At 73.6% G+C, this 23,502-nt stretch carries 20 protein-coding genes; 10 read left to right on the forward strand and 10 right to left on the reverse strand.

Features of this window, described 5'->3' with window-relative positions:
* Positions 1 to 564 precede the first annotated feature (564 nt).
* Positions 565 to 1,590 (forward strand): tryptophan--tRNA ligase, encoded by a 1,026-nt coding sequence (gene trpS / locus ACH4OA_RS06150; protein ID WP_397943433.1) that lies wholly within the window; start codon positions 565 to 567, stop codon positions 1,588 to 1,590.
* 110 nt (positions 1,591 to 1,700) lie between these two features.
* Here trpS and proC read toward each other — a convergent pair whose 3' ends face one another.
* The 3 genes from proC to ACH4OA_RS06165 all read right to left on the reverse strand — a co-directional run bounded on the left by proC (position 1,701) and on the right by ACH4OA_RS06165 (position 3,638).
* The gene (gene proC / locus ACH4OA_RS06155) at positions 1,701 to 2,513 is read right to left on the reverse strand and encodes a pyrroline-5-carboxylate reductase (RefSeq protein WP_397943435.1); all 813 of its coding nucleotides are present in this window, start codon (positions 2,511 to 2,513) and stop codon (positions 1,701 to 1,703) included.
* A gap of 173 nt (positions 2,514 to 2,686) precedes the next feature.
* Entirely contained in the window at positions 2,687 to 3,214 is a 528-nt protein-coding gene (locus ACH4OA_RS06160; RefSeq protein ID WP_397943437.1) for an EamA/RhaT family transporter, read from the reverse strand.
* A 97-nt stretch (positions 3,215 to 3,311) separates the two neighbouring features.
* On the reverse strand, positions 3,312 to 3,638 hold the full coding sequence (locus tag ACH4OA_RS06165; RefSeq protein ID WP_365876536.1) for an SH3 domain-containing protein: 327 nt from the start codon (positions 3,636 to 3,638) through the stop codon (positions 3,312 to 3,314).
* A gap of 163 nt (positions 3,639 to 3,801) precedes the next feature.
* Between ACH4OA_RS06165 and ACH4OA_RS06170 the strand changes: the two genes are divergently transcribed.
* Positions 3,802 to 6,051 carry a serine/threonine-protein kinase gene (locus ACH4OA_RS06170; RefSeq protein WP_397967878.1) on the forward strand — a complete coding sequence of 750 codons (2,250 nt, stop codon included), beginning with the start codon at positions 3,802 to 3,804 and terminating at the stop codon, positions 6,049 to 6,051.
* 73 nt (positions 6,052 to 6,124) lie between these two features.
* On the opposite strand, the gene ilvD is transcribed toward ACH4OA_RS06170, so the two are convergent.
* The 4 genes from ilvD to ACH4OA_RS06190 all read right to left on the reverse strand — a co-directional run bounded on the left by ilvD (position 6,125) and on the right by ACH4OA_RS06190 (position 10,554).
* Positions 6,125 to 7,978, reverse strand: coding sequence for a dihydroxy-acid dehydratase (gene ilvD, locus ACH4OA_RS06175; protein WP_397967880.1), 1,854 nt, complete (start codon positions 7,976 to 7,978; stop codon positions 6,125 to 6,127).
* A gap of 94 nt (positions 7,979 to 8,072) precedes the next feature.
* The gene (locus ACH4OA_RS06180; RefSeq protein ID WP_397943444.1) at positions 8,073 to 8,681 is read right to left on the reverse strand and encodes a TetR family transcriptional regulator; all 609 of its coding nucleotides are present in this window, start codon (positions 8,679 to 8,681) and stop codon (positions 8,073 to 8,075) included.
* Complete coding sequence (locus tag ACH4OA_RS06185; protein WP_365876545.1) at positions 8,678 to 9,496, reverse strand: sugar phosphate isomerase/epimerase; 819 nt, start codon at positions 9,494 to 9,496, stop codon at positions 8,678 to 8,680. The genes ACH4OA_RS06180 and ACH4OA_RS06185 overlap by 4 nt, the downstream gene beginning before the upstream one ends.
* A 125-nt stretch (positions 9,497 to 9,621) precedes the next feature.
* Entirely contained in the window at positions 9,622 to 10,554 is a 933-nt protein-coding gene (locus tag ACH4OA_RS06190; protein WP_365876547.1) for a Ppx/GppA phosphatase family protein, read from the reverse strand.
* A gap of 71 nt (positions 10,555 to 10,625) precedes the next feature.
* On the opposite strand from ACH4OA_RS06190, the gene ACH4OA_RS06195 reads away from it, so the two are divergent.
* A complete protein-coding gene (locus ACH4OA_RS06195) occupies positions 10,626 to 11,486 on the forward strand; it encodes a hypothetical protein (RefSeq protein ID WP_397967882.1) in 861 nt (286 codons plus the stop codon).
* Positions 11,487 to 11,535: 49 nt separating this feature from the next.
* Here the strand turns inward: ACH4OA_RS06195 and ACH4OA_RS06200 are convergent, their stop codons facing one another.
* Positions 11,536 to 13,305 carry a hypothetical protein gene (locus ACH4OA_RS06200; RefSeq protein ID WP_397967884.1) on the reverse strand — a complete coding sequence of 590 codons (1,770 nt, stop codon included), beginning with the start codon at positions 13,303 to 13,305 and terminating at the stop codon, positions 11,536 to 11,538.
* 221 nt (positions 13,306 to 13,526) lie between these two features.
* On the opposite strand from ACH4OA_RS06200, the gene radA reads away from it, so the two are divergent.
* Both radA and disA read left to right on the forward strand, forming a co-directional pair.
* Complete coding sequence (radA, locus tag ACH4OA_RS06205) at positions 13,527 to 14,936, forward strand: DNA repair protein RadA (protein ID WP_365876554.1); 1,410 nt, start codon at positions 13,527 to 13,529, stop codon at positions 14,934 to 14,936.
* Positions 14,937 to 15,016: 80 nt separating this feature from the next.
* Positions 15,017 to 16,141 (forward strand): DNA integrity scanning diadenylate cyclase DisA, encoded by a 1,125-nt coding sequence (gene disA, locus ACH4OA_RS06210; protein WP_365876556.1) that lies wholly within the window; start codon positions 15,017 to 15,019, stop codon positions 16,139 to 16,141.
* A gap of 79 nt (positions 16,142 to 16,220) precedes the next feature.
* Here disA and ACH4OA_RS06215 read toward each other — a convergent pair whose 3' ends face one another.
* Positions 16,221 to 17,054, reverse strand: coding sequence for a hypothetical protein (locus ACH4OA_RS06215; RefSeq protein ID WP_397967885.1), 834 nt, complete (start codon positions 17,052 to 17,054; stop codon positions 16,221 to 16,223).
* Positions 17,055 to 17,234: 180 nt separating this feature from the next.
* Between ACH4OA_RS06215 and ACH4OA_RS06220 the strand changes: the two genes are divergently transcribed.
* The 5 genes from ACH4OA_RS06220 (at position 17,235) to cseC (ending at position 21,655) form a co-directional block, all read left to right on the forward strand.
* A complete protein-coding gene (locus ACH4OA_RS06220; RefSeq protein WP_365876560.1) occupies positions 17,235 to 18,110 on the forward strand; it encodes an A/G-specific adenine glycosylase in 876 nt (291 codons plus the stop codon).
* Positions 18,111 to 18,384: 274 nt separating this feature from the next.
* The gene (locus tag ACH4OA_RS06225) at positions 18,385 to 18,924 is read left to right on the forward strand and encodes a SigE family RNA polymerase sigma factor (RefSeq protein WP_020941444.1); all 540 of its coding nucleotides are present in this window, start codon (positions 18,385 to 18,387) and stop codon (positions 18,922 to 18,924) included.
* Positions 18,925 to 18,965: 41 nt separating this feature from the next.
* Positions 18,966 to 19,568: a hypothetical protein gene (locus ACH4OA_RS06230; RefSeq protein ID WP_397943454.1), complete on the forward strand. Its 603-nt coding sequence runs from the start codon at positions 18,966 to 18,968 to the stop codon at positions 19,566 to 19,568.
* Positions 19,569 to 19,605: 37 nt separating this feature from the next.
* Entirely contained in the window at positions 19,606 to 20,304 is a 699-nt protein-coding gene (gene cseB, locus ACH4OA_RS06235; protein ID WP_397943456.1) for a two-component system response regulator CseB, read from the forward strand.
* A 13-nt stretch (positions 20,305 to 20,317) separates the two neighbouring features.
* Positions 20,318 to 21,655, forward strand: a complete 1,338-nt coding sequence (gene cseC, locus ACH4OA_RS06240; protein WP_397943458.1) for a two-component system sensor histidine kinase CseC — start codon at positions 20,318 to 20,320, stop codon at positions 21,653 to 21,655.
* A 277-nt stretch (positions 21,656 to 21,932) separates the two neighbouring features.
* Here the strand turns inward: cseC and ACH4OA_RS06245 are convergent, their stop codons facing one another.
* Positions 21,933 to 23,501: an MDR family MFS transporter gene (locus ACH4OA_RS06245; protein WP_397943460.1), complete on the reverse strand. Its 1,569-nt coding sequence runs from the start codon at positions 23,499 to 23,501 to the stop codon at positions 21,933 to 21,935.
* Position 23,502 lies beyond the last annotated feature (1 nt).

Raw genomic sequence — 23,502 nt, forward strand, 5'->3', positions numbered from 1 at the left:
TTTTCCGATCCGATTTCCTCGGTGCTTTCCAGGTTCCCGCTTCCGCGTTTCCCTTTCCGGCGGTTCCGACTCTATCAGATCCTTTCGGCGTCCGATCCCCGGTCAGCGGGGTTTGTCTTCCGGGCTGTTGGGCCCTTCCGACGAGTGAGACTTTAGCGGATTCCTGGCTCCCGAGCTAATCGGGGCCGGCGTCCTTTCGAACGCGGATTCCTCATTCCGCAAATACACACGCCAATACAGTCGACACCTGGGCGTCGAGAGAGTGAGTGGTGCTTGTGGAGTGGCTGTCCGGGGACCGACCGAGGTCGGCGCTCACGTCGGACAACCCGGAGAACAGTACGCACGGGTGCGAGGTGTGTCAACTCTGCCCGGGACACCCTCCCGGCGCGTACGGTGGAGGGCGTGATGACGCGTACGTGCACCCGTTTCTGGTGGGCCGCCTGACGGCGGCCGCACGCACGTATGCACGCAACGGCCGCCGCTTCGGCGGCCGTTCTCGTCTCTCCCTCCGGAACCGGGGGCCGGCCGCAGGAGCGGCGGCCCCGACCAGAAGGTGGAGTGGAGATGACTCGGGTCTTCAGCGGGATTCAGCCGACCGGGCACCTGACCCTGGGCAACTACCTCGGGGCCATGCGGCGCTGGGCGGAGGCCGACCAGTACCGGGCGGACTCGCTGTTCTGTGTGGTGGACCTGCACGCGCTGACCGTGGAGCACGATCCGGCGCGGGTGCGCAGGCTCAGCCGGCAGACGGCGACGCTGCTGCTGGCGGCCGGGCTCGATCCCGAGGTGTGCACGCTGTTCCTGCAGAGCCACGTCGACGAGCACACGCGGCTGTCGTATCTGCTGGAGTGCGTGGCGACCGACGGTGAGATGCGGCGGATGATCCAGTACAAGGAGAAGGCCGCGAGGGAACGGGGACGCGGCGGGAGCGTACGCCTGTCGCTGCTGACGTATCCGGTCCTGATGGCGGCGGACATCCTGGCGTACCGCACGGACGAGGTGCCGGTCGGCGAGGACCAGGCGCAGCACGTCGAGCTGACCCGGGACCTGGCGGTCCGGTTCAACGAGCGGTACGGGCACACGTTCGTGGTGCCGAGAGCGACACTGCCGCAGGTGGCGGCGCGGGTGATGAACCTTCAGGACCCGACGCGGAAGATGGGGAAGTCCGACGACTCGGGCAACGGGGTCGTCTATCTGCTGGACGAGCCGGACGTGGTGCGCAAGAAGGTGCTGCGGGCCGTGACGGACAGCGGACGGGACGTCGTCTACGACCGGGAGGAGCGGCCGGGCGTCGCGAACCTGCTCGATGTCCTCGCCGCGTGCACGGGCGGGGATCCGGCGTCGCTGGCGGACGGATACGACTCGTACGGCGCTTTGAAGAAGGACACGGCGGAGGCCGTGGTGGAGGTGCTGCGGCCGGTGCGGGCCCGGCACCGGGAGCTGTGCGCCGATCCGGCGTACGTGGAGGGGGTGCTGCTGGACGGCGCGGAGAAGGCGCGGGCGGTGGCACGGCCCACGGTCGACAGGGCCTACCGGGCGATCGGGTTGCTGCCGCCGGTGGCGGAGAGTGCGCTGAGCGTGGCGCGGTAAGCGCTACGGCGGTCCGGTCCGCCGGCCGGGCGCGCGCCCGTTCTCCGCTCGCACTTTCCCCTCTTCCGTGGGCGGCGGGTGGGCCGCCCACGGGGTGCGGGGCGGGCCGGTCAGTCCTTCGTGCCGGTGGCGAGTTCGCGGCTGCGGTCGCGGGCGGCTTCCAGGGCGGCGATGAGGGCGGCGCGTACGCCGTGGTTCTCCAGCTCGCGGATGGCGCTGATCGTGGTGCCGGCCGGGGAGGTGACGTTCTCCCGGAGCTTGACGGGGTGCTCGCCGCTGTCGCGGAGCATCACGGCGGCGCCGATCGCGGACTGGACGATGAGGTCGGCGGCCTTGTCGCGGGGCAGGCCGAGCAGGATGCCGGCGTCGGTCATGGCTTCGACCAGGTAGAAGAAGTAGGCCGGGCCGGAGCCGGACAGCGCGGTGCAGGCGTCCTGCTGGCTCTCGGGGACGCGGAGGGTCTTGCCGACGCCGCCGAAGATCTCCTCGGCGTGCGCGAGGTGCTGCTCGGTGGCGTGGCTGCCGGCGGAGATGACCGACATGGCCTCGTCGACGAGGGCCGGGGTGTTGGTCATGACGCGGACGACGGGGATGCCCGCGGGCAGGCGTTCCTCGCAGAAGGAGGTGGGGATGCCGGCGGCGCCGCTGATGACCAGGCGGTCGGCGGGCACGTGCGGGGCGAGTTCGTCCAGGAGGGTGCCCATGTCCTGCGGCTTCACCGTGAGGATCAGGATGTCGGCGGTCTTGGCGGCCTCGGTGTTGCTGACCGGCGTGACTCCGTGACGGGCGCGGAGTTCTTCGGCGCGTTCCGGGCGGCGTGCGGTGACCAGGAGATCGGTGGGCGCCCAGCCGGCCCGGATCATTCCGCTGAGCAGGGCTTCGCCGATCTTGCCGGTGCCGAGGACTGCGACTTTCTGGCTCATGCGGCTCAGTCTGGCACCGGCGGGCGGTGCGCGGGCCGGTTGTCCGGTGAGCGGAACGGGGGCGGCGCGCGGCGGTTGTGCCGGGGCCGGCAGCGGGGCGGGGCGGTTCCCGGCGTGCTGGGCGGCGGAGTCGAAGAGCCCGCCTCGGGCGGTGGCTCAGCGGCGGCGCGTGTTCAGCGGCGGCGCTTCCTGCGGGACGGGTTGCCGGTGCGGCGGGTGGTGCGGCGCGCGTGGGCCTCACGGGCCTGCTCGTACTCCTCGCGGTGCAGCTTCTCGCCCGGGGCCTCGATGAGGGAGCGGAAGAAGTAGGCGAGGAGGGAGCCGACGAAGCCGATGGCGAGCAGGCCGCGCAGGGAGGCCTGGCGCTGCGGGTCGGGCCGCTTGCCGAAGCCTTCCCAGGTGTTGCGGAAGGCGAGCGCGCTGCAGATCGCGAACATGACGACGACCAGCACGGACACCAGGGAGCCGGTGTCGGCGATCCGGATGCCGTCGTAGGCGAGGCGGAGCACCAGGCAGGAGGCGGCGGCCGCGGCGAGGGAGCCGGCGGCGACACCGGCGCGGCGGGCCGCGTAGCCGTTGTCGTGGTGCACCCAGGACGTGCCGAAGAAGCGCAGGGGCTCGGGCCGGGGACCCTCGCCCCGCGCCGCTTCGCCGGTGGAACCGGCCGGGCTGTCCGGGGTGCCGCTCACGTCGTCGCTCACGCCTCGATTATGGCTCCGCCCACCCACCGCCTCCCGTCCGGGGCCGGACCGACGGGCCGGGTGGGGCCGGTGGCCGAGGCGGAGCCGGTGGGACGGGTCAGCTGCAGCGTGGGGCTATGTAGCCGTCGCTGCCCGTGTGGACGTACGCGTCCGAGACGTATTCGCCGCTGTCGATGAGGTCCCAGATCTTGGTGGTGCCGTAGGGACCGGTGACGGTCGTGCCGGGTGTCTGGCAGTAGATCGGGACGCTGACGCCTTCGGGCAGGACGCGGACCAGGTTGTACTGGGTGCCCGGGCCGCTGCGGACGTTCAGCCGGACACCCGGGGCGACGGCGTAGGTGCGGACGGCCGCCACCGCCCCCGTGGCCGTCCCGTCCTGGCCCCCGGCCGCGCTCGTCGTCTCTTGCGCACGCTCGACAGACATGAAAGTGGTCCTCCCCCGTTGGTTCCCCGAACTCGGTGCAAGCCGGCGCGGCACGGCCGCGCGCGACTCGCCCCCAGACGCTAGCAAGCCGCCTCTGTCCCGTACGAGTCTTCGACTAGGCTCCGTGCGTCGCGCGCACGGACGAAGAGCACGGGGGTGGTCCATGGCGCCACGGCGCAACACCGGGACGAGCGCGGAAGCGGAACTTCCCGAGTACGGCGGCCACTACCGGCTGGAGTCCTGTCTGGGCTCCGGTGGCATGGGCGTCGTCCACCTGGCCCGGAGCACCTCGGGGATGCGGCTCGCGGTGAAGGTCGTGCACGCCGAGTTCGCCCGGGATCCCGAGTTCCGGGGCCGTTTCCGGCAGGAGGTGGCCGCCGCGCGCCGGGTCAGCGGTGCGTTCACGGCGCCCGTGGTCGACGCCGACCCGGAGGCCGCGCGGCCCTGGATGGCCACCCTGTTCATCCCGGGCCCGACCCTCGCGGAACACGTGAAGCGGACGGGGCCGATGGCGCCGGAGCAGTTGCGGCGGCTGATGGCCGGGCTCGCCGAGGCGCTGCGCGACATCCACCGGGTCGGCGTGGTGCACCGGGATCTGAAGCCCGGCAACGTGCTGCTCGCCGAGGACGGCCCGAAGGTCATCGACTTCGGCATCTCCCGGCCGACGGACAGCGAACTGCGCACCGAGACGGGCAAGTTGATCGGCACGCCGCCGTTCATGGCGCCCGAGCAGTTCCGGCGGCCACGCGAGGTCGGTCCGGCCGCCGACATCTTCGCGCTCGGCTCGGTGATGGTGCACGCGGCGACCGGACGGGGGCCGTTCGACTCCGACAGTCCGTACGTCGTGGCCTATCAGGTCGTGCACGACGAGCCCGATCTGACCGGCGTGCCGGACGGACTCGCGGTGCTGGTGCGGCGGTGCCTCGCCAAGGAGCCCGAGGACCGGCCCACGCCGGACGAGCTGATGCGGGAACTGCGCTCGGTGGCGGCCTCGTACGACACCCAGGCGTTCATACCGGCACAGCGGGCGGGCGGGGACGGGCCGGCGGCGGAGTCCGCGGGCGAGTCGCCGTCAGGGGCCGCGCTGCGGTCCGGCCCGGTCTCCTCGGTGAGGACCGGACCGGAGAACGGACCCGGAAGCCGACCGGAGAGCGGTCCCGGGACCGGACCGGAAACCGGCCCCGGGGCCAGGCCCGAGACCCCGCCCGGGTCCGCGGTGGCCTGGTGGCGGTCCGCGTGGCGTGTGGGCCGGCGGCGCGCGGTCGTGCTGGCGGCGGCGGTCCTCGGGCTGGCGCTGGTGGGCACCCTCGCCGGTGTCTGGGTCTCGGGACGAAACGATCAGCCGGGCAGCGCGCCGGACCTGGCGGCGGCTTCCGGCGGCTGGACGGCCCGGCCGGCGGCCGACGGCGCCGGCATGCCGCTGTGCGCGTACGGCGCCGGGAAGCTGCTGTGCGCACGGCCCGGTGCCGTCTTCGCGCTCGCGGTGTCCGACGGCCGGCTGCTGTGGCGGCACCCGGTCGGCACCCGGTCCCCGAGCGGGCCGCCGGTCGTCGCGGGCGGCCTGGTGCAGCCCTACACCGACGGCGGACCACGGCTCGCCGGCCTGGACCCGGCCTCCGGCGCGGAGGTGTGGCGGCGCCGGCTGCCCACGGGGACGACGGTCCGGTACGCCGGTGACACGGCCCTGCTCACCGGACCCGACGGCACGGTCACCGGTGTGGACGGCGCGACCGGCGCCACCCGGTGGCGGACGGCGGTCCCGGGTCAGGGCGCGCCGTCCTTCGTGACCTTCCCCGGGGCGGCGGACGGGAGCGCGTACGCGACGCGGACGGCGGCCGACGGGTCGAGCACCCGGGTGAGCGCGCTGGACCCGCGCACCGGCCGGGTGCGGTGGGACGTACGGCTGCGGGGCTGGCTGAAGCCGTTCGGCGCCCGGGCCGACGGTTCGGTGTACTTCCTGGCCGTCGACAGCGGCTACGGCGCCCGGGAGATCGTCCGCTACACGCCCGGGCCGGGAACCGTCCGCCGGGTCGCGCTGCCCGTCGTGCTCGACGGGGCGCACGCCACCGTGCACGGGGACGTGGCCTATGTGCTGGCCACCGGCGGCTCGCTGGACGCGGTGGACGTGGCGGCGGGCCGGCGGCTGTGGCACCTGGAGACGTCGGTGAGCCGGGGTTCGGTGCCCGTCGTGCGGGACGGCCGGGTGTACTTCACCGCGAGCGACGGCCGGCTGCTCGCCGTCGACGCCCGCGCTGGGCGGCTCGTCGGGCAGACCCGCGCGCGGCTGGGCGCCCACGCGGCGCGGGTCGTGAGCACTCCGCCGTCTCCGGTGCCCGTAGGCGACCGCGTCTGCGCCGCCGCGCCGGACGGCACCGTCTTCACCGTGGACGGCCGGGCGCCGGCGGCCTGGTGAACGCCCGCGGACGGCGCGGGGGCCGCCTCCAAGCGGAGGCGGCCACCGCGGCGTCGGCTGTGGCGGCCGGCGGTCAGCCCAGCAGGGACACGTCCCGGACCGCGCCCTTGTCCGCGCTCGTGGCCATCGCGGCGTAGGCGCGCAGGGCGGCGGAGACCTTGCGTTCGCGGTTCTTCGGGGCGTAGACCCCGTTCAGGGCCTGCGCGCGGCGGGCCAGCTCGGCGTCGTCGACCAGCAGCTCGATCGTCCGGTTCGGGATGTCGATGCGGATGCGGTCGCCGTCCTTGACCAGGGCGATGGTGCCGCCGGAGGCCGCCTCGGGGGAGGCGTGGCCGATGGACAGGCCCGAGGTGCCGCCGGAGAAGCGGCCGTCGGTGATCAGGGCGCAGGTCTTGCCGAGGCCGCGGCCCTTCAGGTACGAGGTCGGGTACAGCATCTCCTGCATGCCGGGGCCGCCCTTGGGGCCCTCGTAGCGGATGACGACGACATCGCCGTCCTTGACCTCCTGGGTGAGGATGCGCTGGACGGCCTCCTCCTGGGACTCGCAGACCACGGCCGGGCCCTCGAAGGTCCAGATCGACTCGTCCACGCCGGCCGTCTTCACCACGCAGCCGTCGACCGCCAGGTTGCCCCGCAGGACCGCCAGGCCGCCGTCCTTGGAGTAGGCGTGCTCGGCGGAGCGGATGCAGCCGTTCTCGGCGTCCTCGTCCAGCGCCTCCCAGCGCTCGGACTGGGAGAACGCCTCGGCGGAGCGGACGCAGCCGGGCGCCGCGTGCCACAGCTCCACCGCCTCCGGCGAGGGCGAGCCGCCGCGGATGTCCCAGGTCTTCAGCCAGTCGGCCAGCGAGGGGCTGTGCACGGCGTGCACGTCCTCGTTGAGCAGGCCCGCGCGGTGCAGTTCGCCGAGCAGGGCCGGGATGCCGCCGGCGCGGTGCACGTCCTCCATGTAGTACGTGCGGTCCTTGGCGACGTTCGGGGCGACCTTCGCCAGGCAGGGCACGCGGCGCGAGACGGCGTCGATCTCGTCCAGGCCGAACGGGACGCCCGCCTCCTGGGCGGCGGCCAGCAGGTGCAGGATCGTGTTGGTGGAGCCGCCCATCGCGATGTCCAGGGCCATGGCGTTCTCGAAGGCCTGGAAGGTGGCGATGGTGCGGGGCAGGACGGTGTCGTCGTCCTGCTCGTAGTAGCGGCGGGTGAGGTCCATGACCGTGCGGGCCGCGTTCTCGTACAGGGCGCGGCGGGCGGTGTGGGTGGCGAGGACCGAGCCGTTGCCGGGCAGGGAGAGGCCGATGGCCTCGGTCAGGCAGTTCATCGAGTTGGCGGTGAACATGCCGGAACAGCTGCCGCAGGTCGGGCAGGCGTTCTCCTCGATGCGGAGGATGTCCTCGTCGGAGATCTTGTCGTTCACGGCGTCGGAGATCGCGTCGACCAGGTCGAGGGTGCGGACCGTGCCGTCGACCAGGGTGGCGCGGCCGGACTCCATGGGGCCGCCGGAGACGAAGACCGTCGGGATGTTCAGCCGCAGGGCCGCCATCAGCATGCCCGGGGTGATCTTGTCGCAGTTGGAGATGCAGACCAGGGCGTCGGCGCAGTGCGCCTCGACCATGTACTCGACCGAGTCCGCGATCAGGTCGCGGGAGGGCAGGGAGTACAGCATGCCGCCGTGGCCCATGGCGATGCCGTCGTCGACCGCGATGGTGTTGAACTCGCGCGGGATGCCGCCGGCCTCCTTGATCGCCTCGCTGACGATCCGGCCGACGGGCTGGAGGTGGGTGTGGCCCGGCACGAACTCGGTGAAGGAGTTGGCGACCGCGATGACGGGCTTGCGGCCGATGTCCGCACCGGGTACACCGGAGGCGCGCATCAGGGCGCGGGCGCCCGCCATATTGCGGCCGTGGGTGACTGTGCGGGACCTCAGCTGGGGCATCGTCGCTCGCTCCTTCAGACGGGTGTGGCTGCTTCGAGCGTACGCCGGTCATCCAGCTGGCGGGACAAGGTGTCCGTATCGCGGGACGGCTGTTTCACGGAGCCGTCAGATGGCGCTGTACGACGGGAGCGAGGCGGGCGACGAGCTGCTCCAGGTCGGCCGAGGCCAGCGGCTCCACCTTGACGGCGTACCGCAGCAGGGCGCAGCCCACCAGCTGGGCCGCGGCCAGCTCGGCGCGCAGCTCGGCGTCCGGCTGCCGGAGCTGGGCGGCGATGCGGCTGACGAGCTGGGCGGCGACCATGCGGCGGAAGACGGCGGCGGCCGTGTCGTTGGTGACGGCCGAGCGCAGGATCGCCAGCAGCGGTGTCCGGGTGGCGGGGTCCTCCCAGATGCCGAAGGTGAACCGGACGAGCCGCTCGCCGACCTCGTCCAGCGGGCCGTCGGCGATCGCTTCCGGCGCGTGCAGGGCGGGCGCGAAGGCGACCTCGATGGCCGCCTCGAAAACCTGTTCCTTGGTGCCGAAGTAGTGGTGGACGAGCGCGGCGTCCACGCCGGCGGCCTTGGCGATGCCGCGTACGGACGTCTTCTCGTAGCCGCGCGCGGAGAACTCCTCGCGGGCGGCGGTGAGGATGCGGTCGCGGGTGCCGGCGGACTCGGTGCGCGGCGGGCGGCCCCGGCGGCGCGGGGCCGCGGGCTGGGTCATCGCCGGGGCACCCGGACCGCGGCGGCCAGGTGGGCGCGGGTGAACGCGAGCGCCTCGGCGAGGTCGGCCTCGCGCTCGGCGCCGGACATGGCCCGCCGGGTGTTGACCTCCAGCACGACATGGCCGTCGAACCCGGTGCGCACCAGGCGGTGCAGCAGTTCGGCGCAGGGCTGGGTGCCGCGGCCGGGCACCAGGTGCTCGTCCTTGGCGGAGCCCCGGCCGTCGGCGAGGTGGACGTGCGCGAGCCGGTCGCCCATGCGGTCGACCATGTCCAGGGCGTCGGAGCGGGCCGTCGCCGTGTGGCTGAGGTCGACCGTGAAGTGCCGGTAGTCGTCGTGGGTGACGTCCCAGTCGGGGGCGTAGGCGAGCATCTCGCGGTCGCGGTAGCGCCACGGGTACATGTTCTCGACGGCGAACCGCACGTCCGTCTCGTCCGCCATCCGCCAGATCCCGGTGACGAAGTCCCGGGCGTACTGCCGCTGCCAGCGGAACGGCGGGTGGACGACGACGGTGGAGGCGCCCAGTTTCTCGGCCGCCGCCCGCGCCCGCCGCAGCTTGGTCCAGGGGTCGGTGGACCAGACGCGCTGGGTGATCAGCAGGCAGGGGGCGTGCACGGCCAGGATGGGCATGCCGTGGTAGTCCGACAGGCGGCGCAGTGCCTCGATGTCCTGGCTGACGGGGTCGGTCCACACCATGACCTCGACGCCGTCGTATCCGAGGCGCGCGGCGATCTCGAAGGCCGTCGCCGTCGACTCCGGGTAGACGGAGGCGGTCGACAGCGCGATGCGCACGTCCACGTCCGTTCGTTCAGCCACCACTCCGACACCTTACGGCGTCGGCCCGCCCGGGTGTCCGGAGGCTGCTCGCCGGTGTGAGGTATGCCATGCGGGCGGGTGCGCGGCGGGCTCCCGGCCGGTCCCCGCGCGTCCCTCCGGGCAGGTCACACCGGGCCCATGTGGTCGAGGCGGCGCAGGATCACGCCCTCGCGCAGCGCCCAGGGGCATATCTCCAGGCTCTCCACGCCGAACAGGTCCATCGCGGCCTCGGCGACCAGGGCGCCCGCGAGGAGCTGGCCGGCCCGGCCCTCGGAGACGCCGGGCAGCTCCGCGCGCTGGGCGGCCGTCATGCCGGCCAGCCTGGGGACCCAGGCCTCCAGGGACTCGCGCTTGAGTTCGCGCTGCGCGTACAGGCCGTCGGCGCTGCGGGCGGCGCCGGCGATCCGGGCGAGCTGCTTGAAGGTCTTGGAGGTGGCGACCACGTGGTCGGGGGCGCCGAAGCGGGCGAACTCGCCGACCGTGCGGGCGATCTCCGTGCGGACGTACCGGCGCAGGGCGCGGACGTCCGCCGCGGCGGGCGGGTCGCCGGGCAGCCGGCCGGCGGTGAGGCGGCCGGCGCCGAGCGGCAGGGAGACCGCCGTGTCCGGTTCCTCGTCGATGCCGTAGGCGATCTCCAGGGAGCCGCCGCCGATGTCCAGGACCAGCAGCTTCCCGGCGGACCAGCCGAACCAGCGGCGTACGGCGAGGAAGGTGAGCCGGGCCTCCTCCGCTCCGCTGAGGACCTGGAGCCGTACGCCGGTCTCGTCGGCCACGCGCGCGAGGACGGCGTCGGCGTTGCGGGCCTCGCGCACGGCGGAGGTCGCGAACGGCAGCAGGTCCTCGACGCCCTTGTCCTCGGCGGCCTGGAGCGCGTCCCGTACGACGTCGATCAGCCGGTCGACGCCCTCGTCGCCGATGGCCCCGTCGGTGTCGAGGAGTTGGGCGAGGCGGAGTTCGGCCTTGTGCGAATGCGCGGGCAGCGGGCGGGCGCCGGGGTGGGCGTCCACCACCAGCAGATGCACCGTGTTCGAACCCACGTCCAGGACACCGAGTCTCATATGCGGAACGCTACTGCGAGAACGTCCGTCCTCGGTGTTCCCGGTGGCACCCGGCCACTTACCCTGGACGAGTGCCAAAGACGAAAAAGGCGAACTCCAGCAAAAGCGACAAGCCCGGCAAGGCCGACAAGGTCCTGAAAGCCGGAGCGAAAGCCGCCAAAGCTCTCAAGGAGGCGAAGATGAGTGACGAGCAGGGGCTCGACTTCGCCCGCGCCTGGGTGGAGTTCCCGGACCCGGCCGACGACGAGCAGGTCTTCCGCTGCGATCTGACCTGGCTGACCTCGCGCTGGAACTGCATCTTCGGCAGCGGCTGCCAGGGCATCCAGGCGGGCCGCGCGGACGACGGGTGCTGCACGCTGGGCGCGCACTTCTCCGACGAGGACGACGAGAAGCGGGTCGCCGGGCACGTGGCGCGGCTCACTCCGGAGATCTGGCAGCACCACGCCGAGGGCACACGGGACGGCTGGATCGCCGAGGACGAGGAGGGCTCCCGGCAGACCCGGCCCTTCCAGGGCTCGTGCATCTTCCAGAACCGGCCCGGGTTCGCGGGCGGCGCGGGCTGCTCGCTGCACATCCTGGCCCTCAAGGAGGGGCGGGAGCCGCTGGAGACCAAGCCGGACGTGTGCTGGCAGCTGCCGGTCCGGCGGACCTACGACTGGATCGACCGGCCGGACGACACGCGCGTGCTCCAGGTGTCCATCGGTGAGTACGACCGGCGGGGCTGGGGGCCGGGCGGCCACGACCTGCACTGGTGGTGCACCTCGGCGACCTCGGCCCACGGCGCCGGCGAGCCGGTGTACGTCTCCTACCGGGCCGAGCTGACGGAGCTGATGGGCAAGGCCGGCTACGACCGCCTGGCCGAACTGTGCGCCCAGCGGCTGGCCTCCCAGCTCCCCCTGGTGGCCCCGCACCCGGCCGACCCGGCGCCGTGACCGGGGGCGGGACCTCGCTGCCCGCCCGGCGTGATCCGGACGCGAGGGCCTAGCTTTCCGCGGGGCTCGGTGTCTCCGGGTCCGACGGGGTCGGTGTGGGTGCCGGGGACTCGGTGGGCGGCGGGGTCGTCGGGGCCGGCGTGGGCTCCGGGGAGGGCGGGGCCTGGCTGGCCGGCGGGCTGCCCGGAGGTGTGCCGGGCGGGGGCGAGGGCGGGACGGGCGACGGCCGGGGGGCCGGGCGGGCCGGCGCCGTGCCGTGGCCGTCGATGGAGACCACCGCGCCCGCCGGGGCCACCGCCACCCGCGCGTGCCAGTGCCCGGACGGCTCGCGCAACTGGTCGACGTACACCCGGACCGTCACCGTCCGGCCGGGGCCGAGGGTGCCCGCAGACCGGCTGAAGTAGAGCCAGGCGGCCGGGGTGGACACCGACCAGCGCAGGGCGGAGGCGCCGGAGGCGCCGGAGGCGGTGAGCGTGATCAGCGTCGTGTCGCCGTCGTTGGCCGCGCTGACGGCGAGCCGGGCCGCGTCCTTCCCGCCCGCGCCGCCGATGCCGACCACCTCCACGGAGACGTCCGCCGTGCCGTTCGCGCCGGTGCGCGGCCCAGGCTTCACGCCGGCGTTCCCCGCGTTCGCGTAGCCGCCGCCCGGGCCGCCGCCGAGCGCCTCGGGGCTCTGCGCCTCGCGCGCGGTCGCCGGGCGGCCGTCGTCCTCGCCGGCCGGCCCGCCCCGGTAGGCGGCCCAGAGCGCGAGCACGGGCGCGGCGACGACCGTGGCGACCACCGTCGTGGTGACGGCTCGCGCGCGCAGCCGGTCGCGGCGGGCCGCGCGGTCCTTGGGGTCCATCGGGAAGCCGCGCCGGTCGAAGCGGGGCACGGCCGCGCCCCGCGCGCGCGGGAGGCGGGCCGGCGCCGCGCGCAGGGCCGTGCGCGGGGCCTGGAGGACCGGCAGCTCGGCCGGGGTGACCGTGGCGCCGGGCCAGTGGCCGGACGCGGCGCGCTCGGCGGTGCGGCGGCAGCGCGGGCAGTCGTCGACGTGCCGGACCAGCTCCTGGCGCAGGGCCGTGCTCAGGACCAGCCGGCTGTCGCCGGTGAGGTGGGCCACACCGGGGCAGCCGCCCGCGTCGACCACGGCGAGGGCCGCCCGGGTGCGTTCCACCTCGCAGGCGGCGGAGGCGAGCAGTTCCCGCGCGGCGGCGGGCTCCAGGCCGAGGACGGCGGCGACCTCGTGGGCGGCGAGGCGGTGGCGGACGGCGAGTTCCAGGGCCTCGCGCTGCTCGGGTGTGGTGCCGGCCGCCTCCGGCCAGGCCAGCAGCGCCAGTTCGCGGCGCCGCCGCTCCCGCGCCTCGGCCGACGGGGACGCCTCCGCGGCGGTGCCGGTGCCCTGGCCGGCCGCCTCCGCCCCGGCGCCCTCTGCGGTCCCGTCCGCGCCCGCGCCGCCCGGACGGCCCGCCGCGTGGGTGGCCTGACGTTTCTGCCTGGCCTCGGCCAGCTCGCGCAGACAGGCCCAGCGGGCCAGCGCGTACAGCCAGGCCCTGGGGTCGTCGGCGGCCGCGGCGGACCGGTGGCCGCGGCGCCCGGCCACGGCGAGGGCGTCGCCGAGGGCGGCGGTGGCCGCGTCGTGGTCGCACAGCACCGACAGGCAGTAGGTGAACAGGCCGTCCAGGTACGGCTCGTAGCGCGCCGGCGTGCGCTCGGCGACGGCGCGCGCGGCGGCGCGGTCGCGCGCTTCACGCGCCTCGCGCGCCTCACGTTCCGCCGCACGCGACGCGCGGTGCGCTCCGGTCCTGCGGGCGGCGGTGGTCTCCGGACTGCTGCTCATCACCCGTGCGACCGTAGGCGGCCGCGGAGTGCCCCTTCGGGCACCTTGAGCACTTTTAATCCGTACGGGTGAAACGATCCCTCATAAGGGGACAGGAACGCTCTGTTCCGCGTCCGGATACCGACGGCTGGTGGCCGAGACCGGGTCGCTCTTCCGTGTCCCGGGCCGTCCGGCGGCGGTCCCCCGGTCCCGTTGTCAGTGCCGGGGGCTACGGTTTCCGCATGGCTGCCCGTACCAAGACCACCAAGGACCGTCCGTCCTACCGCTGCACCGAGTGCGGCTGGCAGACGGCCAAGTGGCTCGGCCGCTGCCCCGAATGCCAGGCCTGGGGCACGGTCGAGGAGTACGGCACGCCCGCGGTCCGGACGACGGCGCCGGGCCGGGTGACCCACTCCGCGGTGCCCATCGGCCAGGTCGACGGCCGGCAGGCCACCGCCCGCACCACCGGCGTGCCCGAGCTGGACCGGGTGCTCGGCGGCGGACTCGTGCCGGGCGCGGTCGTGCTGCTGGCGGGCGAGCCGGGCGTCGGCAAGTCCACCCTGCTGCTGGACGTGGCCGCCAAGTCGGCCAGCGCCGAGCACCGCACCCTCTATGTCACCGGCGAGGAGTCGGCGAGCCAGGTGCGGCTGCGCGCCGACCGCATCGGCGCCCTGGACGACCATCTGTATCTGGCCGCCGAGACGGACCTGGCCGCCGTCCTCGGCCATCTGGACGAGGTCAAGCCGTCCCTGCTGATCCTCGACTCGGTGCAGACGGTCGCCTCGCCCGAGATCGAGGGTGCGCCCGGCGGCATGGCCCAGGTCCGGGAGGTGGCCGGCGCCCTGATCCGCGCCTCCAAGGAACGCGGCATGTCCACGCTGCTGGTGGGACACGTCACGAAGGACGGCGCCATCGCGGGCCCCCGCCTGCTGGAGCACCTGGTGGACGTCGTGCTGCACTTCGAGGGCGACCGGCACGCGCGGCTGCGCCTGGTGCGCGGCGTGAAGAACCGGTACGGGGCGACGGACGAGGTCGGCTGCTTCGAGCTGCACGACGAGGGCATCACGGGCCTCACCGACCCCAGCGGCCTGTTCCTGACCCGCCGCGCCGAGCCGGTGCCGGGCACCTGCCTGACCGTCACCCTGGAGGGCCGCCGTCCGCTGGTGGCCGAGGTGCAGGCGCTGACCGTGGACTCCCAGATCCCCTCCCCGCGGCGGACGACATCCGGTCTGGAGACCTCCCGGGTGTCGATGATGCTCGCGGTGCTGGAGCAGCGCGGCCGGATCAGCGCGCTGGGCAAGCGGGACATCTACTCCGCGACGGTCGGCGGCGTGAAGCTGTCGGAGCCCGCCGCCGATCTCGCCATCGCGCTCGCCCTGGCCTCCGCCGCGAGCGACACCCCGCTGCCGAAGAACCTGGTGGCGATCGGGGAGGTGGGTCTCGCGGGCGAGGTCAGGCGGGTCACGGGCGTGCAGCGCAGGCTCTCCGAGGCGCACCGGCTGGGCTTCACGCACGCGCTCGTACCGACCGATCCGGGGAAGGTGCCGGCCGGCATGAAGGTCCTGGAAGTCGCCGACATGGGGGACGCGCTGCGGGTTCTGCCGCGCTCCCGTCGCCGGGAGGCCCCACGGGAGGCGGAGGAGCGCCGGTAGACTTTGCCCTGGTCTCGCCCGTCCGTACGAACCGAGTGCGGGTGCGGGAGGGCGTCAGAACCTGCGACCGGAGGAGTGCAGTGGCAGCCAACGACCGGGCAGCAGCTCCCGGAAAGTCCGGTGGGAGTGCCGGTACCGATGGCCTGATGCGCTCCTCGCTGAGCGCCGTGGCACCGGGCACGCCCCTGCGGGACGGCCTGGAGCGGGTCCTGCGCGGCAACACCGGCGGCCTGATCGTGCTCGGCTCCGACAAGACGGTCGAGGCGATGTGCACGGGCGGTTTCGTGCTGGACGTGGAGTTCACCGCGACCCGGCTGCGCGAGCTGTGCAAGCTGGACGGCGGCATCGTGCTGTCGTCGGACCTGTCGAAGATCCTGCGCGCGGGCGTGCAGCTCCTCCCGGACCCGACGATCCCGACCGAGGAGACCGGCACGCGGCACCGCACGGCGGACCGGGTGAGCAAGCAGGTCGGCTTCCCGGTGGTCTCGGTCTCCCAGTCGATGCGGCTGATCGCCCTGTACGTGGACGGTCAGCGCCGGGTCCTGGAGGACTCGGCGGCGATCCTGTCCCGCGCGAACCAGGCGCTGGCCACCCTGGAGCGGTACAAGCTGCGGCTGGACGAGGTCGCGGGCACGCTGTCGGCGCTGGAGATCGAGGACCTGGTGACGGTCCGGGACGTGTCGGCGGTCGCACAGCGGCTGGAGATGGTCCGCCGTATCGCCACCGAGATCGCCGAGTACGTGGTCGAGCTGGGCACGGACGGCCGGCTCCTCGCGCTCCAGCTCGAGGAGCTGATCGCGGGCGTCGAGCCGGACCGCGAGCTGGTGGTGCGCGACTATGTGCCCGAGCCGACGGCGAAGCGGTCCCGCACGGTCGGCGAGGCGCTGGCCGAGCTGGACGCGCTGTCCCACGCGGAGCTGCTGGAGCTGGGCACGGTGGCGCGCGGGCTGGGCTACACCGCGTCTCCCGAGTCGCTCGATTCGGCAGTGTCGCCGCGGGGCTTCCGGCTGCTGGCCAAGGTGCCGCGGCTGCCGGGCGCCATCATCGACCGGCTGGTGGAGCACTTCGGGGGCCTGCAGAAGCTGCTGGCCGCGAGCGTGGACGACCTCCAGGCCGTGGACGGCGTGGGCGAGGCCCGGGCCCGCAGCGTCCGGGAGGGCCTGTCCCGCCTGGCCGAGTCCTCCATCCTGGAGCGGTACGTCTGACCCGGCGGCCGCCCACCGGCCGGCCGTGCCGGCGACGCTCCAGGCCGTACCGCCAGTACCCCTGGTACTGCCGGTACCGCTAGTCCGCCGACAGCACGAAGGAAGCCTGCGCCTTGGCGAAGCCGGGTGCCTTGGCCTCCAGCAGGTAGGTGCCCGTCTTCGCCGGCCCGCCGGACGGCGTCCCGCAGTGCGCGGTGCTCGGCTTGCGGTCCCACTTCACGGTGTACGTGATCGTCTGGCCGGCCGGCACCCGGAACACCAGGCTCCCCGGGCCCTCGGGGCAGTCGTCCGACGCCCAGTACGCGTCTTCCCCGTCCGCCGGCGTGATCGTCAACACCGCGCTCTTCGGGCCGAGATCGACCTTGCAGTCGGCCGACGAGGCGTTCTTCGCGGTGAGTTCGAACGTCGGCGTCTGGTCCGGCGAGTAGGAGTTGCGCACGCTGCGCAGGTTCAACACCACCGCGCCGGACGTGCAGTCGGGCAGCGCGGAGGAGCCCGGGAGCGCGTCGGCCGCGGCGACGGCGCCACCGCCGGACGCACCGCCCGTACCGCCCGCGGAGCCGGCAGACCCCGAGGAGCCCGCGGAGCCACCGGAGTTGCCGGCCGTCCCCGCCGAACCGCCGCCGTCACCGGAGCCGCCGCCGGACCCGGAGCCGCCGTCGCCGCCCGAATCGTCGCGTCCGCCCGGGCGTTGGCTGATCGCGGGCCCGGACGAGGAGGGCCCCGGCGTGATGGTGTGGGTGGGATTCTTGCCGTCCGCCCCGCCGGTGTCCTTCCTTCCGCCCCCGCCGCCGGCGGTGACGATCCAAGTGATCACCAGCGCCAGCAAGGCGAACACGGACAGCATGACGGCCCTCCGACGCCAGTAGATGGAGGAGGGAAGCGGCCCGACCGGATTGCGCAGAGATCCCACGGCCCAAACTGTACGAGAGATCACCGCGCGCGCTCGCTTCACCCGCCGCGCCACGGCCAACTTTTCCCGATCATCATTTTGGTAACTGCACTGGACGGTGCGGTTCTTCACGTATCGGCACGCTCGGTGACCGCGCGCTCACGTCGTCGGCCCGCCAACCCGTGGCAGGATCGGAAGGCCATGACTGAGAAGCTCCACGCCCCCGTGATCGCCTGGTTCGACGCCCATGCCCGTGACCTCCCCTGGCGCCGCCCGGAGGCGGGTCCATGGGGTGTGATGGTCAGCGAGTTCATGCTTCAGCAGACCCCGGTGAACCGGGTGCTGCCCGTCTACGAGGAGTGGCTGGTCCGCTGGCCGCGCCCCGCCGACCTGGCGAAGGAGGCGCCGGGCGAGGCGGTGCGCGCCTGGGGCCGGCTCGGCTACCCGCGCCGCGCGCTGCGCCTGCACGGCGCGGCGGTCGCCATAACGGAACGGCACGGCGGCGACGTGCCGACGGATCACGCGCAGTTGCTGGCGCTGCCCGGCATCGGCGAGTACACGGCCGCCGCGGTGGCGTCGTTCGCCTACGGGCAGCGGCACGCGGTGCTGGACACCAATGTCCGCCGGGTCATCGCCCGGGCGGTGACGGGTGTGCGGTACCCGCCGAACGCCACCACGGCCGCCGAGCGGCGCCTGGCGCGCGAGCTGCTGCCCGCGGACGAGCGGACCGCCGCGCGCTGGGCCGCCGCCTCGATGGAGCTGGGCGCGCTGGTGTGCACGGCGAAGAACGAGGGGTGCCAGCGGTGCCCGATCGCCGCCCAGTGCGCCTGGCGGCTCGCGGGCAAGCCGGAGCACGCGGGGCCGCCGCGGCGCGGGCAGACGTACGCCGGCACGGACCGGCAGGTGCGCGGCAAGCTGCTGGCCGTGCTGCGGGAGGCACACACGCCGGTGCCGCAGGCGGCGCTGGACCGGGTGTGGCACGAGCCGGTGCAGCGGGCCCGCGCGCTCGACGGACTGGTCGCGGACGGCCTGGTGGAACCGCTGCCCGGCGGTCTGTACCGGCTGCCGCTGGGCTGACGCTCAGCCAGTTCACAGTCCCCGCGCGTACGTTACGAAAGACCAGGCGGGACAAATCGCCCCACACAAGGGCAAATGGCCCGCTCCCTCTACCCCGTTCCCTCATCCGTTACACAACCGACGGATAGCCGATTGCCAGCCGCAGGCTGGTCCGCACAGCCCCGTGACAACCACTCCGTAGCTTCTTCTTCGTGCCCGGCGGACCACCGGGCGCGGGGACAGCGGGACTTCCGGCAGGAGCCGGAGGCACGACGGGGAACGGAGGCGGTCGATCATGGCGCAGGGCGAGGTGCTCGAATTCGAGGAGTACGTGCGCACCCGGCAGGACGCGCTGCTGCGCAGCGCCCGCCGGCTGGTGCCGGACCCGGTCGACGCCCAGGACCTGCTGCAGACCGCGCTGGTACGGACGTACGGCCGCTGGGACGGCATCGCCGACAAGCGGCTCGCCGACGCCTATCTGCGCCGGGTCATGATCAACACGCGGACCGAGTGGTGGCGTGCGCGCAAGCTGGAGGAAGTGCCGACCGAGCAGCTGCCGGACGCCTCCGTGGAGGACTCCACCGAGCAGCACGCCGACCGGGCCCTGCTGATGGACATCATGAAGGTGCTCGCACCGAAGCAGCGCAGCGTCGTGGTGCTGCGACACTGGGAGCAGATGTCCACAGAGGAGACGGCCGCGGCCCTCGGCATGTCGGCCGGTACGGTCAAGAGCACGCTGCACCGGGCGCTCGCCCGGCTCCGTGAGGAGCTGGAGGCCCGCGATCTGGACGCACGCGCGCTGGAGCGTGAGGAGCGGGAGCGTTGCGCGGCCTGACCGGGGCCGGGTCCCGAGGGGCCCGAGGCAGTTCACAGGCGGTGATCGCGGCGGGGACCGCGCTCGCCGCCCTCGGCCTTTTCGCCGCCGCGTGCGGCAGCGGGGGCACCGGCGCCCGGGACGAGGGCCCGGCGCACGCCTCCGCGGTGGCGGACGCCGGCGCCTCCCCCTCGGCCAGCCCCGTCACCGGCACGTTCCGGCGGGTGGACGCCGTGGCGCTGCTCAAGGGCGACCCGTCGGTGTCGGAGGCGGTCAAGCAGGAGCTGAAGCCGTGCGACGGCGACAACTACCAGGTCGACGTCTCGTACGGCGATCTCACCGACGCCCCGGTGGAGGACGTCGTCGTCAACGTGATGACCTGCGCCGACTGGGTCGGCATCGGCTCGTACGTGTACCGGGACGACGACGGCGTGTTCAGGAACGTCTTCAAGAGCGAGGAGTCCCCGGTCTACGCCGAGATCGACCAGGGCACCCTGTCGGTCACCCGGCAGTACTACGACCAGGACGACCCGATCTCCAGCCCGTCCGGTGACATCGTGACGCCGTACACCTGGAAGGCGGGCCGGTTCGTCCCCGGGAAACCCACCCGCAACGAGTACGGCAAGCCGGCGGGCCAGAGCGCGCGGCCCGTGCCGGCCAACTGATCACCACACGCACACCACGAGGACTGAGAGCACCGGGATGGCAGACCAGACCCACGTCCTGTTCGTCGAGGACGACGACGTCATCCGTGAGGCCACCCAGCTCGCCCTGGAGCGGGACGGCTTCGCGGTCACCGCGATGCCCGACGGCCTGTCGGGGCTGGCGGCGTTCCGGGCGGACCGCCCCGACATCGCGCTGCTGGACGTCATGGTGCCGGGCCTGGACGGGGTCAGCCTGTGCCGGCGGATCCGGGACGAGTCGACCGTGCCCGTGATCATGCTGTCGGCGCGCGCCGACTCCATCGACGTCGTGCTCGGCCTGGAGGCGGGCGCCGATGACTACGTGACCAAGCCGTTCGACGGTGCCGTGCTGGTGGCCCGCATCCGCGCGGTGCTGCGCCGCTTCGGGCACGCCGGCGGCGCCCAGCCGGCCGAGCCCGGCTCCGCCGTCACCGGCACGCTGGCCTTCGGGGACCTGGAGATCGACACCGACGGCATGGAGGTGCGCCGGGCCGGACAGCCGGTGGCGCTCACCCCGACCGAGATGCGGCTGCTGCTGGAGTTCTCCTCCGCGCCGGGCACCGTGCTCTCCCGCGACAAGCTGCTGGAACGCGTGTGGGACTACGGCTGGGGCGGGGACACCCGGGTCGTCGACGTGCACGTGCAGCGGCTGCGGCAGAAGATCGGCCAGGACCGGATCGAGACGGTCCGCGGCTTCGGCTACAAGCTGAAGGCCTGAGCGGAGCGGCGGTATGCGGGGGATACTTCGGCATCCGGTCCGGCGGATGGAGCGCGCGGACCTGCGCACCGGGCTGCGCTGGAAGCTGAGCGCGGCGATCGCGCTGGTGGCCGGGCTGGTGGCGGTCGTGCTCAGCCTGGTCGTGCACAACGCGGCCCGGGTCTCGATGCTGGACAACGCGCGCGACCTGGCCGTCGACCGGCTGCTGCTGGCCCAGCGCAACTACGAGCTGAACCGCGGTCCGGTCTTCCCGTACGTCAAGGTCGACGACCCGGAGCTGCCGGCCGCGCTGCGCGCCAGCGTCGCGCGGGGCCGGCGGGCCAGTGACGTCTCCCAGCACGACAAGGACCCCGACATCTGGGCGGCCGTGCCGGTGAAGGGCGAGCACGTACTCTCCGTGCACCTGCACCTGCCGGACCGCAGCACCGACATCCTCAAGGACCTGGACCAGGCCCTGGTGATCGGCTCGGTCGCGGTCGTGCTGGGCGGCAGCGCGCTGGGCGTGCTGATCGGCGGCCAGCTCTCCCGCCGGCTGCGCAAGGCGGCGGCCGCCGCGAACCGGGTCGCCAGGGGCGAGACCGACGTCCGGGTGCGGGAGGCCATCGGCGGTGTCGTCCGGGACGAGACCGACGATCTCGCGCGCGCGGTGGACGCCATGGCGGACGCGCTGCGCCAGCGGCTGGAGGCCGAGCGGCGGGTCACCGCCGACATCGCGCACGAGCTGCGCACCCCGGTGACCGGTCTGCTGACGGCCGCCGAGCTGCTGCCGCCCGGCCGGCCCACGGAACTGGTCCTGGACCGGGCGAAGGCGATGCGCACGCTGGTCGAGGACGTGCTGGAGGTGGCCCGGCTGGACAGCGCCTCGGAACGGGCGGAGCTCCAGGACCTCCTGCTGGGCGAGTTCGTCTCGCGCCGGGTGGCGGCCAAGGACCCGGAGATCACCGTACGGGTGGTGCACGAGTCGGAGGTCACCACCGATCCGCGGCGGCTGGAGCGGGTGCTGTTCAACCTGCTCGCCAACGCCGCCCGGCACGGCCGGCCGCCGGTCGAGGTGACCGTGGAGGGCCGGGTGATCCGGGTGCGCGACCACGGCCCCGGCTTCCCGGAGGAGCTGCTCGCCGAGGGGCCGAGCCGGTTCCGCACCGGCAGCGAGGACCGCGCCGGGCAGGGCCACGGGCTGGGGCTGACCATCGCGGCCGGCCAGGCGCGAGTGCTGGGCGCGCGGCTGACCTTCCGCAACGTACGGCCCGTCGGCGCGCCCGCGGGCATCCCCGCCGAGGGCGCGGTGGCCGTGCTGTGGCTGCCGGAACACGCCCCCACCAACACGGGCAGCTATCCGATGCTCCCGTAAGTCCGGGGCCGGGCGGCGCCGTGCCGGAGGGGCCGGTCCGCAGGCCGTACCGGCGGGAGGGGCTGGTCCTCAAGCCGTACCCGCAGGCCGGCGAGCCGCTGGCCGACGGAGAGGAACGGCGGGCGCGTCGCCGGCAGCCGTCGGCGGGGGCGCCGTGGGTCCCGCTCCCGGGTCCGCCGGGACAGGCCGAAGGCCCCGGCGGCGGACACGCACCGGGGCCTTCGGGGCCGGACGGCTCAGGCGACCCTGGGTCGCCGGCCGTCCGCCCCGGACCGGATCAGACGGCCTCGATCACGGCCGGCGGCGCCGCTTCGGCGCCCTCCCCGGAAGCCTTCGGACCGCCCTTGAGCGGCACCTCCTTGACGAACACCGCCGCGATCAGCACCAGCACCGCGATGACGGCGCCGAGCAGGAACGCCGAGTGGGTGCCCGAGGACACCGCGTGCTGGTACGCCTCGCGGGCCTGGGCCGGCAGCTTCGCCAGGCTCGCCGCGTCCAGCTGCGCCGACTTCTCGGTCAGCCGCGAGCCCTGCGAGCCGGCCCGCTCGGCCATCACGTCCTGGACGCGGTGGTTGAACAGGGCGCCCATGATGGCCACGCCGAAGGAGGAGCCGAGCGTACGGAACAGGGTGGCGGACGAGGACGCCACGCCCATGTCCTTCATCTCCACGCTGTTCTGCGCGACCAGCATGGTGATCTGCATCAGGCAGCCCATGCCCGCGCCGACCACGGCCATGTAGACACCGGAGGTCAGCCGGGTCGTGTCGGTGTCCATCATCGACAGCAGGTACAGCCCGACGGTCATCAGGACGCCGCCGGCGATCGGGAAGATCTTGTACCGGCCGCTGTTGGTGGTGATCCGGCCGGCCACCATCGAGGTCACCAGCATCGCGCCGAGCATCGGCAGGAGCAGCAGTCCGGAGTTGGTCGCCGAGGCACCCTGCACCGCCTGCTGGTACAGCGGCAGGAAGAGCGTGGCGCCGAACATCACGAAGCCGGTGATGAAGCCGATGACCGCCATCAGGGTGAAGTTGCGGCTGCGGAAGATGTGCAGCGGCAGGACCGGTTCGGCGGCCTTGGTCTGCCAGAACACGAACCCGATGAGCGCGGCCACGCCGATGCCGATCAGCTCCATGATCCGCGCGGAGGTCCAGGCGTACTCGCTGCCGCCCCAGGTGGTGACGAGCACGATGGCGGTGATGCCGACGGTCAGCAGGACGACGCCCAGGTAGTCGATGCCCGCCTTGGACCGCTTGCGCGGCAGGTGCAGTACGGCGGTGACCAGCGCCAGGGCGACCGCGCCCAGCGGCAGGTTGATGTAGAAGGCCCAGCGCCAGCCCCAGTTGTCGGTGATGGTGCCGCCGACCAGCGGACCGCCGATCATGGCCAGCGCCATCACACCGGCCATCATGCCCTGGTACTTGCCCCGTTCCCGCGGCGGCACGAGGTCGCCGATGATCGCCATGACGCCGACCATGAGACCGCCGGCGCCCAGTCCCTGCACGGCCCGGAACCCGATCAGCTGGCCCATGTCCTGGGCCATGCCGCTCAGCGCCGAACCGATGAGGAAGATCACGATGGAGCTGAGGAAGGCGCTCTTGCGCCCGTACATGTCGCCGACCTTGCCCCAGATCGGGGTGGAGGCGGCGGTGGCCAGGGTGTAGCCGGTGACGACCCAGGAGAGGTGCTCCAGGCCGCCGAGGTCGCCCACGATCGTCGGCATCGCCGTACCCACGATCATGTTGTCGAGCATCGCGAGCATCATCGCGATCATGAGCGCGAGCAGCACTACTCGTACGCTCCTGGGGCGTTTGCCCGATGTTTCGCTTTGCACCGTGTCCGCCATC

The organism is Streptomyces sp. NPDC017095 (assembly GCF_044332325.1).
Lineage (GTDB): Bacteria > Actinomycetota > Actinomycetes > Streptomycetales > Streptomycetaceae > Streptomyces.